Origin of the sequence: Actinoplanes sp. NPDC048967, assembly GCF_040649415.1 — a bacterium.
Lineage (GTDB): Bacteria > Actinomycetota > Actinomycetes > Mycobacteriales > Micromonosporaceae > Actinoplanes.
The window spans coordinates 23,101-37,328 of sequence record NZ_JBEZFL010000002.1 but is presented as its reverse complement, the minus strand read 5'-3'; the positions used below and the strand labels follow the sequence as shown (position 1 = coordinate 37,328).

At 70.0% G+C, this 14,228-nt stretch carries 9 protein-coding genes, 2 tRNA genes and 1 pseudogene; 5 read left to right on the top strand and 7 right to left on the bottom strand.

Annotated features, from left to right (window positions below):
• Nucleotides 1-64: 64 nt before the first annotated feature.
• From AB0C12_RS06835 to AB0C12_RS06825, 3 genes are all read left to right on the top strand, one after another.
• Nucleotides 65-1,093 (top strand): PDZ domain-containing protein, encoded by a 1,029-nt coding sequence (locus AB0C12_RS06835; protein WP_360545015.1) that lies wholly within the window; start codon nt 65-67, stop codon nt 1,091-1,093.
• Between the two features lie 107 nt (nt 1,094-1,200).
• A complete protein-coding gene (locus AB0C12_RS06830) occupies nt 1,201-4,173 on the top strand; it encodes a UPF0182 family protein (RefSeq protein ID WP_360545013.1) in 2,973 nt (990 codons plus the stop codon).
• Nucleotides 4,174-4,291: 118 nt separating this feature from the next.
• A tRNA-Met gene (locus AB0C12_RS06825) sits at nt 4,292-4,365 on the top strand.
• Nucleotides 4,366-4,545: 180 nt separating this feature from the next.
• Here AB0C12_RS06825 and AB0C12_RS06820 read toward each other — a convergent pair.
• The 5 genes from AB0C12_RS06820 to AB0C12_RS06800 all read right to left on the bottom strand — a co-directional run bounded on the left by AB0C12_RS06820 (nt 4,546) and on the right by AB0C12_RS06800 (nt 8,250).
• The gene (locus tag AB0C12_RS06820) at nt 4,546-4,896 is read right to left on the bottom strand and encodes a helix-turn-helix domain-containing protein (RefSeq protein ID WP_360547027.1); all 351 of its coding nucleotides are present in this window, start codon (nt 4,894-4,896) and stop codon (nt 4,546-4,548) included.
• A 207-nt stretch (nt 4,897-5,103) separates the two neighbouring features.
• On the bottom strand, nt 5,104-5,997 hold the full coding sequence (locus AB0C12_RS06815) for an alpha/beta hydrolase (protein WP_360545011.1): 894 nt from the start codon (nt 5,995-5,997) through the stop codon (nt 5,104-5,106).
• A 71-nt stretch (nt 5,998-6,068) separates the two neighbouring features.
• Nucleotides 6,069-6,142: transfer RNA gene (locus AB0C12_RS06810), tRNA-Met, on the bottom strand.
• Between the two features lie 32 nt (nt 6,143-6,174).
• The gene (locus AB0C12_RS06805; protein ID WP_360545009.1) at nt 6,175-7,065 is read right to left on the bottom strand and encodes a DUF2199 domain-containing protein; all 891 of its coding nucleotides are present in this window, start codon (nt 7,063-7,065) and stop codon (nt 6,175-6,177) included.
• Nucleotides 7,066-7,134: 69 nt separating this feature from the next.
• Nucleotides 7,135-8,250, bottom strand: a complete 1,116-nt coding sequence (locus tag AB0C12_RS06800) for a lamin tail domain-containing protein (RefSeq protein WP_360545007.1) — start codon at nt 8,248-8,250, stop codon at nt 7,135-7,137.
• A gap of 209 nt (nt 8,251-8,459) precedes the next feature.
• On the opposite strand from AB0C12_RS06800, the gene AB0C12_RS06795 reads away from it, so the two are divergent.
• Nucleotides 8,460-9,236 carry a pentapeptide repeat-containing protein gene (locus AB0C12_RS06795; protein WP_360545005.1) on the top strand — a complete coding sequence of 259 codons (777 nt, stop codon included), beginning with the start codon at nt 8,460-8,462 and terminating at the stop codon, nt 9,234-9,236.
• A gap of 65 nt (nt 9,237-9,301) precedes the next feature.
• Nucleotides 9,302-10,267 (top strand): annotated as a pseudogene (locus AB0C12_RS06790) (TerC family protein); the annotation flags it as partial.
• 226 nt (nt 10,268-10,493) lie between these two features.
• On the opposite strand, the gene AB0C12_RS06785 reads toward AB0C12_RS06790, so the two are convergent.
• The gene (locus AB0C12_RS06785; protein WP_360545003.1) at nt 10,494-12,686 is read right to left on the bottom strand and encodes an MMPL family transporter; all 2,193 of its coding nucleotides are present in this window, start codon (nt 12,684-12,686) and stop codon (nt 10,494-10,496) included.
• An 83-nt stretch (nt 12,687-12,769) separates the two neighbouring features.
• Nucleotides 12,770-14,107: a translation initiation factor 2 gene (locus tag AB0C12_RS06780; RefSeq protein ID WP_360545001.1), complete on the bottom strand. Its 1,338-nt coding sequence runs from the start codon at nt 14,105-14,107 to the stop codon at nt 12,770-12,772.
• Nucleotides 14,108-14,228: the final 121 nt, after the last annotated feature.

Sequence of the window (14,228 nt, the reverse complement as noted above, 5' to 3'; positions counted from 1 at the left end):
CCCTGGTGAGCAATGCCGGTGTCAGCTCAGAGAGAACTCAGGGTCGGTTGGTACGGTCACGCGCATGAGACGTCGCGGTGTCACGGTCATCCTCGGCGCCCTGATCACCGCACTGCTGGCAGTTGGTGTCATGGCCTTCCCCCTGCCCTACGTCGTGCTGAAGCCGGGACCGACCGTCAACACGCTCGGTTCGGACAACGGCAAAGAGGTCATCCAGGTGACGAAGGCGGACACCTCGACCTCTGCGGGTCAGCTCCGGCTGACCACCGTAGGGGTCCAGCCGAGCGTGGAGCTGGTGTGGGCGATCCGCGGCTGGTTCAGCGACGAGCAGGCCGTCGTGCCGCGTGACCTGATCTACCCGCCGGACCAGAGTGAGCAGCAGGTCGAGGAGCAGAACGCCGAGGAGTTCAAGTCGTCGCAGTACAGCGCGGTGACCGTGGCGCTGCGCGAGCTCGGCTACCCGGTGCAGACCTTCGTCACCGAGGTGACCAAGGACGGACCGTCGGTCGGCGTGTTGCAGAAGGACGACGTCATCACGACCGTTGACGGCACCCCCGTGACCAGCCCCGACAAGCTGACCCAGCTGGTGCAGGCCAAGCCGGCCGGCACGGCGCTGACGGTCGGCTACACCCGCGCCGGCAAGGCCGCCACCGCCGCCATCAAGACCAAGGCTGCCGCGGGCAGCAACACCCCGCGCATCGGCGTGGCCATCGACAAGAAGCAGCCGCACCCGTTCACCGTCGAGATCGACCTGGACGAGATCGGCGGGCCCAGTGCCGGGCTGATGTTCACCCTGGGCATCATCGACAAGCTGCGGCCGGCCGATCTGACCGGCGGCAAGATCATCGCGGGTACGGGCACCATCGACGACGAGGGCAACGTGGGCCCGATCGGCGGCATCCCGCAGAAGCTGGTCGGCGCGAAGGACGCGGGCGCCAAGCTCTTCCTGGTGCCCGCCGACAACTGCGCCGAGGCGATGCGCAACGCTGTGCCCGGTCTGACCATGGCGGAGGTGGCCACGGTGGACGACGCCCTGACCGCCCTGCAGACCTTCACCTCCGGCGGCGCGCCGAAACCCTGCCCCGTGAAGTAACAATCGGCGCACCTGCCCCGGACGGAACAACGCAACACCGTAATGTGAAATACCGGTCCGACTTTGTGGGGTTCACGTTGGTCATGCGTAACAGTCCTCTACCGAGGATGAGCCGGCGCGGTCGCGTGACCGTCGGCGTCCTCGTCGGGGTCTTCCTTCTTTTCACGCTGCTCGGCTGGGGCATCGACGCGTACACCGATTACCTGTGGTACGACGAGGTCGACTTCACGGGTGTGTTCACCGGCGTACTGGTGACCCGGCTGCTGCTGTTCCTGGCCATCGGACTCCTGATGGCCCTGGTGATCGCAGCCAACCTCTACCTGGCCTACCGGCTCCGGCCGCTGCTGCGGCCGCACTCGGCCGAGCAGGCCACCCTCGAGCGCTACCGGATGGTGATCCAGCCGCGGCTCGGCACCTGGATCACGATCATCGCGGTGGTGATCGGCTTCTTCGCCGGCCTGTCCGCGCAGAGCCGCTGGAAGGACTGGATGCTCTTCCAGAACTCCCAGCCGTTCGGCGTGCGGGACCCCGAGCACAACGTGGACGTCGGCTTCTACATCTTCGAGTACCCGCTCTGGCGGTACGTGCTCGGCGTCGGCTTCACCACGATCGTGCTGTCGGTGCTCGGCGCGCTGGCCGTGCACTACATCTTCGGCGGGGTGCGCCTGCAGGGTGTCGGCGATCGGATGACCGCGGCGGCGCGGGCCCACCTGACCACCCTGGTGGCGTTCTTCGTGCTGCTCAAGGCGGTCGCGTACATCCTGGACCAGCGGGCGTTGCTGCTGGAGCAGCACGTCTCGCCCGGCCTGTACGGCGCCGGCTACACCGACGTCAACGCGTTGCTGCCGGCCAAGGAGATCCTGGCCTACATCTCGATCGTGGTAGCCATCGCGATCGTCGTGTTCTCCAACGCGGTGATGCGAAATCTGGTCTGGCCCGGCGTCTCGCTGGCGCTGCTGGCCATCTCCGCGGTGGCGATCGGTGGCATCTACCCGCTCGCGGTGCAGAACTTCCAGGTCAAGCCGAGCCTGGCGGACAAGGAGGCGCCGTACATCGCCCGGTCGATCGAGGCCACCAGGGCGGCGTTCGGGATCGCCGGCACGGAGATCCGGCCGTACGCGGCGTCCACCACGGTGCCGCCGGCGACGCTGGCGTCCGACACCAGCGCGCAGAACGTCCGGCTGATCGACCCGCAGCTGGTCTCCGAGGCCTACACCCAGCAGCAGCAGGTCCGGGGTTTCTACGACTTCGGCCCCAAGCTGGACGTGGACCGCTACACGCTGACCAACAACAAGCCGCAGGACTACGTGGTCGGCGTCCGCGAGATCAACGACAACGCGCTGACCACCCAGCAGCAGAACTGGCTGAACCGGCACACGGTCTTCACCCACGGGTACGGCATGGTGGCGGCCCCCGCCAACCAGGTCGTCTGCGGCGGCCTGCCGTACTTCGTCTCCGGCTTCCTCGGCGACGACCAGCAGCCGGGCTGCGCCTCGAGCTCCGAGGAGATCAAGGTCGACCAGCCCCGGGTGTACTTCGGTGAGCAGTCGACCGAGTACGCCATCGTCGGGCAGGCGGACGCGAACAAGAAGACCGAGTTCGACCGTCCGCAGCCCGACAACAACAACGCCGAGGAGCGCTACACCTACGAGGGCACCGGCGGCGTGCCGATCGGGTCCTTCTTCCGCCGGCTGGTCTTCGCGATCAAGAACACCGAGAGCAACTTCCTGCTCTCCGACGCGGTCAACAAGGACTCCCGGCTGATGTACGTGCGTGACCCCCGCTCCCGCGTGGAGAAGGTCGCGCCGTTCCTGACCATCGACGGCGACCCGTACCCGGCCGTGGTCGACGGGCGGATCAAGTGGATCCTCGACGGGTACACGACCGCGGCGACGTACCCGTACGCGCAGCGGATCAACCTGCAGGAGGAGACGACCGACGAGCTCACCAACCGGGGCACGGTCGCACTCGCCCGGGACAACATCAACTACATGCGCAACTCGGTGAAGGCGACCGTCGACGCGTACGACGGCACGGTCACCCTGTACGAGTTCGACGAGCAGGACCCCGTCCTCAAGGCCTGGAACAAGGCGTTCGGCGGCAAGCTGATCACCCCCAAGGCACAGACACCGGCCTCGCTCGCCGCGCACTTCCGCTACCCGGCGGACATGTTCAAGGTCCAGCGCAACCTGCTGGCCCGGTTCCACGTCACGCAGCCGGCCGAGTACTTCAGCGGCCAGGACTTCTGGCAGGTACCGAACGTGCCCGACGACCCGGACAGCGGCGTCAAGCAGCCACCGTTCTACCTGAACGTGCAACTGCCCGGGCAGGACAGCACCCGCTTCCAGCTCACCTCGGCGGTCACCCCGAACAACCGGGACAACCTGGCCGCGCTGATCTCCGGGTCGTACGTCGACAACAAACCCCGGCTGGAAGTCCTGGAACTGCCGGACCAGACAGCCATTCAGGGCCCGGTCCAGGTGCACCAGCGCATGACCAACAACGCGACGGTGCGTTCGGAACTGACCCTGCTGTCCAACAGCAACCAGTCCCAGGTGCTGTTCGGCAACCTGATCTCGCTACCGGTCGGCGACGGCATGTTGTACGTCGAGCCGGTGTACGTCAAGAGCGGGCAACAGGACGCCGTACCGCTGCTCCAGAAGGTCCTGATGTCCTACGGCGACGGCGGCACGTACGTGGTGCTGGCCAACAACCTCAAGGACGGCCTGGACAAGCTGGTCGCCCAGGGCAAGAGCAACCAGCCCCCGACGAACACGCCGCCGGCCAACAACCAGCCCCCGAACACGGGCAACGGGCAGCAGCCGGTGCTGACCGGTCAGCTGGCCCAGGCGGCGGCCGCCCTGGACAAGGCCATCGCGGACGTCAAGACGGCCCAGGCATCCGGCGACTTCGTCCGGTACGGCCAGGCCCTGCAAGCCCTGGACACGGCGATGACCAACTTCCAGAACGCGCAGAAGTCAGCGGGCCCGACGGCGACGCCGACCACGGGACCCTCGGTCCCGCCGTCGACACCACCGTCCGGCGCACCATCGGCGCCGGCCCCGACACCGAGCGGCTGACCAGGTGACATGACGCGCGGCCGGCCGGGTTACCGGCGGGCCGCGCGCATGTGTGGGGCAGGTTACGGGGGGTCGTTTTGCATGTCGGTCGGGGCGCAGGCTAGGGTTGAGCTACCGACGCGGGGTGGAGCAGCTCGGTAGCTCGCTGGGCTCATAACCCAGAGGTCGCAGGTTCAAATCCTGTCCCCGCTACGAGTCTGGGAGTCCCTCATCCGCATATTGCGCGGATGGGGGACTCTTTCGCATGTCTGCCTGGGGGGCCGAGCCCCCCAGACCCCCACGGTGCGGTGGTCGCTGTGCGTGCTTCGGTGTGGGTTTTTCTGGGGCCTTGCCCCTAGACCCCCACAACCCACGTTGCCGATCGGTGGTGGGTTACTGGGGTGGTGCCGTGGGGGCGATCCATTGGTAACGGCGTTTGGGACTTCGGGCCGCTCCGACGGCGACGGCGGCTCCTGTCTCGGTCAGGGTGCGTAGATGGTTGAGGACCGCGGTGCGTGACAATCCGGTGAGGTCGGCGAGTTCGCCGGCGGTCGCTTCGCCCTGAACTGCCTGTAGGCCAGCAGCCCGGCGAGCGTCAACGGGGAGTCGGGCGAGGCTGCAGCGGTGATTCCGAGCCGAAAGCGGACGGTTGCGTCGTCGGACTGCGCAAGTCTCGGGAACCCGGACCGCATCCTTCGCAGGGTTCGGCGTACTGCATCGTCGTCCGGGTCTTCTGTCGAGGATCCGGCGACCGGTTCGCGGTCGTACAGGGGTTGCACTCTGGCCGCCACCAGCATCGCGATCTCCGCCTCGGTCAGATGGCGGTCGCCGTCGCCTCCCCGCAGGTACGAACCCCCGGCGATCCCCTGTGCAGTGACGTAGACCGGACGTCGGTCCGCCGGAGCCGGTGGAACCTCGGCGACCAAGTGTCGAAGTACCTGGCAGAAGCAGTCAGGCGAGGGATTTGCGGATGTGTTCCGCGATCGCCTCTCGGCCGGCTTCTGCTTCTGGGACCGGTAGCAGCGGGTAGACGTGGATGGCCCCGGGCTCTTCGTGGTACGTGAGCGGGGTTCCGGGGGCTATGCGGTCTTTCAAGGCGCGGCAGTCGGGCAGGGTGATGTCGCGGGTGCCTACCAGGATCTGGATCGGCGGTAGGTCGTCCACGCGGCCGTAGATGGGGCTCAGGCGAGGGTCGGTCAGCGGGACGTCCCCCGCCCAGGAGGCGGCGATCGGGTGCAGGCCGGCTCGGGTCAGCCAGGGGTCGGTGCGTTCCACTGCCGGGATGTCCGGGTTGGACATGGTCAGGTCCAGCCAGGGGGCGATCGTGGTCAGGCCTGCCACCGGGCGTCGCGGGTCGTCGGCGAATGCCTGGGCGGCCAGCAGGGCCAGGCCGCCGCCGGCTGAGTCGCCGGCCAGGTAGCAGTGGCGGCCTTCCCGGGACAGGTCCTTGATCAGAGTCGTGACCAGGTTCAGGGCTTCCAGGGCGTGGTGCTGCGGGGCCAGGCCGTAGATCGGGACGTGAACGTCGTGGCCGGTCTGCTCGGCCAGGTGGGCCACCAGCGTCCAGTGCTCGCGGACGATCTCGCTGGTGTACGCGCCGCCGTGCAGGTAGATCACGGCGTGTTCCGACGGGCCGGTGGCGGCTCGGCGGGAGCGCACCACGTACACCTCATGGTTGTCGACCGTGCGGTGAGCCACGACGCAGCGCTTGCGGATCCCGGGCGGTGGGGCTGAGGGGCCTTTCTTTTTGGCCAGCACCGCGCGGCCGGCGGCCTCGGTGGCGAATCTGCGCTTGTAGGCGACGCGGACGAATGCCGCTACGCCCTTCATCTGCCAGCTCGACAAACCGACTCCCAAAAAGAGGCTCTCATGCGAAACGGCCCGCCAGATGATCTCTGACGGGCCGTTCTGCTTTGTAGCGGGGACAGGATTTGAACCTGCGACCTCTGGGTTATGAGCCCAGCGAGCTACCGAGCTGCTCCACCCCGCGTCGGCTTCATAAAGCTAGCACGGGGCCGGACGTCAGCCTTTCTCGGGGCGGACCGAGCGCCACACGTGCTGGGCCCAGGGCAGGTCGGCCGGGTCGTCGAAGACGCAGACCAGGTGCAGGACGTCGCCCGGGACCGCGACATAGCCGTGCAGGTTGTGCAGGATGCGGCCGTCGCCCAGGGCCGGGCGCCAGAAGGCGTACCGGTGGGTCCCGTCCGTGGTCTCGGTGAGCTCGCCGTCGCGGTCCCGGGGCGCGTCCGCGGTGAGGTCGCGGATCACGTCGGCCGGCGGCGAGCCGGCGGGCGTGCCCAGCGGGTCCAGGTGCACCGTGCGGCCGGGGCCGGTGAAGTAGATCCGGTCCTCGTGCCGGCGCAGCTCCAGGCCCGCCGAGCGGTCCAGTGACCAGCGGGTGGTGATCCGCTGCCGGACCGGGGTCGGCAGCGCGTACGTGAGCCGGCTCAGTACGTCGTCGCGGTCCCACTCGTCGTGCAGGATCCGGTGCATCAGGGTGCCCTCGTCGGCGACCAGGTACGGGATCGAATCCGGCTCGCGAACCTCGGCCCGGGCCGGCGCGCCCAGCATCTCCGCCCACGGCTGTACGGCGTTCGCCACCGTCCCCTCGAGGCGCAGGTCCGCGTACTCCGGGGCCTCCCAGATCTCGCTCGCGTGCCGCAGCATCGGCGCCGGGACCCGCAGCCACACCGAGTATTCGAGGGTGCCGCCGCCGGTCAGGCTGACCGGCATCAGGCAGCGGACGAACGCGCCGATGCCCTCGGCCGCCCGCAGGTGTTCGTTGCCCCAGGTCGCCTCGCGTTCCGGCGGGGTGAGCGCGAGCATCGGGTCCGGCCAGGTGGAGCGGACCGCGAAGTCGACCGGGGACAGGGCTCCCCCGCAGCAGGGGCAGTCGGGCAGATGATCAGGCACTCGGGCACCCTACCCAGCACGACGGCCCTCCGGCGGGGAAGCCGGAGGGCCGTCAGCGCGTACGGGGGCTCAGCAGTAGGTCTGGTTCTTGTTGCTGGTCCACCGGCAGGAGTCGATCGACTTGCCGCTGGGGCTGCGCAGGTACGCCGTGTCGCCGGAGTTGTTCCAGACGTAGCTGGTCCGGTTCCAGTAACGGTGGCCGCTGTCCGGCCGCCCGTTGGTGCCCTTGCCGCTGTGCACGTAGACGGTCTTGCCGGCGCCGAGCTTGTGGTCGGTCGACACGGTGTAGACGTGCCCGGCGGCGTCGCGGATCGTCCAGCCCTTGAGGTTGACCGTCTTGCCGGTGCGGTTGGTCAGCCGGACGTACTCGGCGTTGAGGCTGGTGTTGCTGCCGTTGTCGGTGCCCGGCGAGTTGTAGACGATCTTGGTGAACTGCACGTCGCCGGCCTTGGGCGCGGGCGTCGTGGGGGTGCTCGGGGTGCTGGGGGTGCTGGGAGTCGGGGTGGGCGTGGTCGGAGTGGACCCGCCGCCGCTGCCGCTTCCGCTGCCGACGTTCAGCGACACCGTCTCGGTGCGCCCGGCCAGCAGGTTGTTGTCGGGCTCGGCGTCGATCACCGCGCGGTACGACTTGGTCCCGGTGCCCTGACCGGTCAGCGTCGTCGTGTAGACCGAGGCGTCGCCGACGGTCTGGCCGCCCGCGATGTCCGTCCAGGTGCCGTCGTTGTTGCGCTGGATGTGCACCGCCAGGCCCGGCTGGGTCGGGTTGGCCGACACGGTGACGTCGACGGTGCCGTTCGAGGCGCTCATCGTCATGGTCGGCACGATGCCCATGGCCACCGAGATGCGGCTGGACGCGACGCCGTTGGCCACGACGTAGAAGCGGAAGCCGGAGTCCAGGACGCGGCTCAGCTGGTACGTGCCCGAGCCGGAGGCGATCGTCGACACGTAGCCGCCGTGGTCGTAGTCCGGCGACTGGTAGAAGTCGTTGAAGACGTACGCCGATTCGTAGAGCTCCACCGTCGAGCCCGCGGGCGCCGTACCGGTGATGGTGATCGGGCCGTAGCCGTTGCGGCTGGCCGGGGCCGAGATCGTCGGCGTGGCGCCGGCCGCGCTCGCCGGGGCGGCCAGGCCGAGGGCGGCCGCGCAGCCGATCGCGGTCAGCGCCGCCGTCTTCCGTGCACGCATCAGCAAGTTCTCCTCGTAGCTGTGGGGATTTACGCAGCGTAGTGAAGATGACAAAGGGTAGTCACCCGTACGGACGGACCTGGTTATCACCTGGACGTATGAGTGGGACAGCAACTCTGAGTTACTTTCGGTCAAGTGGCGCAGTGACGGCAGGTAACTGCCATGTCGGACTCGGCGGCCCAAAGACGGCTCGGTATACGGTCGGAGCCGTGTTGACCCCCGAACAGCTGCGGGCGGACTGCGGGCAGTGCGCCGGCCTGTGCTGCGTCGCGCCGGCCTTCGCCAAGTCGTCCGACTTCGCCATCAACAAGCCGGCCGGCAAGCCGTGCCCGAATCTGGCCGACGACTTCCGCTGCGGCATCCACGACCGGCTCCCCGAGCGCGGGTTCCCCGGCTGCGTCGTCTTCGACTGCTTCGGCGCCGGCCAGCAGGTCACCCAGGTGACCTTCGGCGGCCGCGAGTGGCGCGGCACGCCCGGCATCGCCGGGCCGATGTTCGCGGTGCTGCCGGTCATGCGCCAGCTGCACGAGCTGCTCTGGTACGTGACCAAGGCGCTCGAGCTCCCAGCGGCGCGCCGGCTGCACCCGAAACTGCGCACGGCTCTCGACGAGACCACGGCACTCACCACCGGCACGCCGCAGGAGCTGCTCGCGCTGGACGTCGACGCCCACCGGCGACGGGTCAACCCGCTGTTGCAGCAGGCCAGTGAGCTGGCCCGGGCCGGGGTCGGCGGGCGCCGCGCCGACCACCGCGGCGCCAACCTCATCGGTCGCCGGCTCAAGGGCGCCGATCTGCGTGGCGCGAGCCTGCGCGGAGCTCTGCTGATCGGTGCCGACCTGCGCGGCGCCGATCTCCGCTGGGCCGACGTCACCGGCGCCGACCTGCGCGGCGCGGACCTGCGCGGCGCCGACCTGACCGGGGCGCTGTTCCTCACCGAGGCCCAGCTGAAAGCGGCCGTGACAGACGCCACGACCAAGGTCCGGTGACGCCGGTCGTCCCCCTAGGATGATGGATCTCGCCGATCGACCGAGACTCCGTGGAGCGTGGTGGCATGCAGGTGTCCGGTCTGGTCTGGGCCTTGACCGTGGTGGCGATCCTCGGGCTCGTCGTCTTCGACTTCTACTTCCACGTGCGGCGCGCGCACATCCCGACGCTGCGTGAGGCCGGTGCGTGGTCCGCGGTCTACGTCGGCCTGGCCATCGTCTTCGGCCTCGGGGTGCTCATCTTCGGCGGCCGTGACATGGGCGCGGAGTATTTCGCGGGCTGGGTGACCGAGAAGGCGCTGTCGGTCGACAACCTCTTCGTCTTCCTGGTGCTGCTCAACAGTTTCAAGGTGCCGCGGGCCGACCAGCAGAAGGTGCTGCTCTTCGGCATCGTCTTCTCGCTGATCGCCCGGACCGGCTTCATCTTCCTGGGCGCGGCGCTGATCAACTCGTTCGCCTGGGTCTTCTACCTGTTCGGCCTGATCCTGCTGATCACCGCGGGCAACCTGCTCAAGGGCGACGACAGCGAGGACCGGTCGGCCGACAACGTCATCATCCGGCTCGCCCGGCGCTTCCTGCGCACCTCCGACGACTACGACGGCGACAAGCTGTTCACCGTCCAGGACGGCAAGCGGGTGCTGACCCCGATGCTGCTGGTCATGGTGGCGATCGGCGGCACCGACATCCTCTTCGCGCTGGACTCGATCCCGGCCATCTTCGGCCTCACCCAGAGCGTCTATCTCGTCTTCACGGCCACGGCGTTCTCGCTGCTGGGCCTGCGCCAGCTCTACTTCCTGCTGGACGGGCTGCTGGACCGGCTCATCTACCTCTCGTACGGCCTGGCCGCGATCCTGGCCTTCATCGGCGTGAAGCTGATCCTGCACGCCCTCCATGAAAACAATGTGCCCTTCATCAACGGCGGCGAGCACATCGACGTGGTCGAGATCAGCACCGGGGCCTCACTGGCCTTCATCATCGGCGTGCTGATCATCACGGTGATCGCGTCGCTGCTCAGCCCCAAGGGCCGGGCGCAGACGTACGTCGCGGCGGCGCGGCGGCACGCGACGGAGTTCCTCGACATCGAGACCGACCCGCGCTACTGCGACGAGATCTACCACAAGCTGCTCGACGAGGAGGCGCACCTCAAGCGGCTGCCGGAGAAGTACCGGGCCCGGATCCGCCAGGAGGACTCGCTGATGGACCTGCTGCGCCGGGCGCACCGGGTGCACGACGAGCGGGTCACCGCCGGCACCTGCTTCGTCAGAGTCTGACCAGCTCGGGGGCGTCGGCCGGCTCCGGCCGGCGCAGGCTGTCGCCCTCGATGTCCACCCGCGGCGTGATCCGGTCCAGCCAGCGCGGGAAGGCCCAGGCCCGGCGGCCCAGCAGGGTCAGCACGGCGGGCACCAGCGTCATCCGTACGACGAACGCGTCGATGAGCACCCCGAGCGCCAGCCCGAAGCCGATCGCCTTGATGGTCGGGTCGTCGATCAGCACGAACCCGCCGAAGACGGCCGCCATGATCAGCGCCGCGGCGGTCACCACCCGGGCGCCGTGCCCGACCCCGGCCACGGTCGCCGCGGTCGCGGTCGCGTCACTCGGGGGCCCGGCGTGCACGAAGTCCTCGCGTACGCGGGAGACGATGAACACCTCGTAGTCCATGGCCAGCCCGAAGAGCACCCCGGTCATGATGATCGGCAGGAAGCTGACCAGCGGCCCCGGCCGGTCCACGCCGAACAGGTCCGCCGCCCGGCCCAGCTGGAAGACCGCGACCGTGATGCCGAAGGTGGCCCCCGTGGTCAGCAGGAAACCGGCGGCCGCCTTCAACGGCACCAGCACCGAGCGGAACGCCAGCAGCAGCAACAGGAACGACAGCCCGATCACCACGCCCAGGTAGCGGGGCAGCGCCGCGGTGAGCTTCTGAGACACGTCGACGCCGACGGCGGTCGCGCCGGTGACGGCCACGCTGGTGCTGCCACCGGCCAGCAGGGCGACCGAGTCGCGCAGGGCGCGGACCAGCTGCGCGGTCTCCGCACTGCTCGGACCGCCGGCCGGGGTGACCAGCACGACCTGGGTGGTGCCCGCGGCGTTGGCCGGCCCCGGGCTGACCGCGGCGACGCCGGGAAGCTTGCGGACCCCGGCGGTCACCCGGCCGGCCAGCGACGAGACGGTGTCCTTGCGCGGACCGCGGATCACCACCAGCAGCGGACCGTTGGCGCCGGCCCCGAAGGCGGCGGTGGTCAGGTCGTACGCGACCCGCTGGTGGGAGCCGGCCGGTGCGGTCCCGTTGTCCGGCAGCGCCAGCCGCATGTCCCGGACCGGCACACTGAGCACGCCCAGCCCGCCGACGACCACAATCACCACCGGCACCCGGAACCTGATCACCCAACGGGCCCAGGCGAAGCCGAAGCCGTCCTCGCCCGCCGTCCGCGCGTGCACGCCCCGGTTGCGTAGACCGCGCGGCAGGATCCGGCCACCGGCGAAGCCCAGCATGGCGGGCAGCAGCGAGAGCGCCACCAGTACGGCGGTGAGCACGGTCCCGGCGGCGGCGAGACCCATCGCGGTGAGGAACGGGACCCCGACCAGGCTGAGCCCGGCCAGCGCGATCACCACCGTGGCGCCGGCGAAGGTGACCGCCGAACCCGCGGTCGCGGTGGCCCGGGCGACCGACTCCTCAGCGGCCATCCCCGCGGCGAGCTGGGTCCGGTGCCGCGAGCCGATGAACAGCGCATAGTCGATGCCCACGGCCAGGCCCAGCATCAGCGCGAGCACCGGGGCGGTCGACGACACCTCCACCACGGCCGTCACCAGCAGCAGTCCGCACATGCCCGCGATGACCCCGATCAGGGCGGTCAGCAGCGTCATCCCGGCCGCCACCAGCGAGCCGAAGGTGACCACCAGGACCAGGGCGGCCACGGCCACTCCGATCACCTCGGTGGCGCCGATCTCCGGTCCGCCGCCGCTCACCCCGCCCGGAACCACCCGCGGGCGCTGATCCGTGCCCTCGGACGCCAGCGAGTCGAAGGACTTCCGGTCAGCGGGGGAGAGGTCGTCCGCGCCCTTGGCGTACTGCACGCTGATCAGGCCGATCGTGCCGGACCGGTCGATCCGCGCCGAGGCGTAGGGATCCACCACGGCGACGACACCGGGCAGCTTCGCGGCCTGCGCCACCACGTCGGCCACGGCGGCCCGGCTGATCGGGTCCGCCAGCCGGGTCCCGGCGGGAGCCTGGACGACCACGGTGAGCGCGGCGCCGCCGGCATCGGGCAGGTCCCGCTTGAGGGCGTCCAGAGCCTCCTGGGACTCGGTGCCCGGGATGGTGAAGGTGTCCACCGTCTTGCCGCCGAGCGTCAGGGCACCGGCGGCCAGCAGGAGCAGGATCAGCGCCCAGAGGCCGGCGACCAACCGCCGGCGCCGGAACGAGAAACGGCCGAGGCGGTACAGCAGCTGGGCCATGGTGACGCTGTCCGATCTGCGCTGACAGGCATGTTTGTCCTGCTCAGCGTAGCGATCGGAGCGCGCCGGGGCGGCGGAAAGGCTCAGCGCGGGCGCTGGCCCCGGGAGGTGGAGCCGATCTCGGGCTCGGGACGGCGTGCCCCGGCCTTGCCCGCCGCCGAGTTGGTCGTGAAGCGGGCGGCCCGCCGGACGTGGGCGGCCCGGGCAGTGAGGTCGGTGGTCGGCACCTCGGACAGGTCGGTTTCCTCCTCGGCCCGCGCTCGTTCCGCCGCTGCCTGCTCCGCGGCGGAACGCTCGGCCGCGGCGACCCGCTCGGCGGCGGCCTGATCTGCGGCGACCCGCTCGGCGGCGGCCTGATCTGCGGCGGCCCGGTCGGCGGCGGCCTGGTCGGCGGCTTGTTCCTCGGCGGTGGAGACCAGGTTGGCTATCCGGGCGGCCAGCTCGGCCGCGCGGGAGGCGAGATCCGGCTGGTTGACGTGGGTGGCCTGCTCGGCCGCGGCCGCCTGCAGGGCCCGTGCCTCGTCGGCGGCCAGCCCCGGCCGGTGGCCCGGCAGCCGCATCCGGGTGCCGCTGACCGAGGGCGGATAGGGCACGTCCTGCGACTGGGTCTCATCCGGCCGGGGTTCGTAGGGCTGAGGCTGAGCGGGCTGGGGTGGCGCGAGCTGGGGCTGAGCGGGCTGGGGCTCGTAGCGCGGCGGGAAGTCCTGGTGCAGCGAGGCGAGGAGCAGGCTGTCGTGGTCCGCCTCGTCCATCACCAGCCGGTGCGGCTCGGGCACCGCCACCTCGAGCTCGTAGCCGGCCGGCGGGCCGGGGTCGGCCGGCCGGTGCACCGACAGGGCGCCGAGCAGCGTCACCGTCTGGCCCTCACCACCCTGGAAGTTGCTGAACTCCGGGCCGATCAGCAGCCGCGACAGCATCCGGGACTGCGGCGTCGACAGGCTCAGCTGGTCCGCGTGGTCGACCCGGAACCGGGCGATCGACTGCCGGATCAGGTTGGCCAGCTTGTCCGCGTCGCCGACCGTGGCCAGGTCGCCGCCCGCGAAGACAAGCGCCGGGAACGAGCCGTCGGAAGCGGCGCACACGAGCTGGATCTGCGCCGCCGCGGCCGCCCGGCCCGTCGTCCGGGCGCCCGGCTGGACCCGCAGGTGCTGCGGATAGAGCCAGCGCAGCTCCCCCGAGGTGACCTCCAGATCGTCGGGGGAGTCCGAGCGGGTGTACGCGTACAGCACCCGGTTGTCGGTCACGAGGACCTCGGTGCTCTCCGGCAGCGCCCAGCGCGGCAGGGACGCCGCCTGGTCGAAGGCGTACTCGGCGACAGCGCACCGGCCCTGCCACAGGGGGCGCTCACCGCCCTGCAGCGGGCCGAAGACGTCGGAGTGGCCGGTGGGAAGCGCAGTGGGGAGAAAATGCGAATCCGGCATACCTCGATTAGATCGATCCAGCAGAGGCCGGACAAGTCGCGGGGACGTGAAATTGGCTCATCGTGGAACGACGGCACCCCCGGCCGGGAGCGGGTGAACCTTTGGGCGGCGGGGTCCGTAC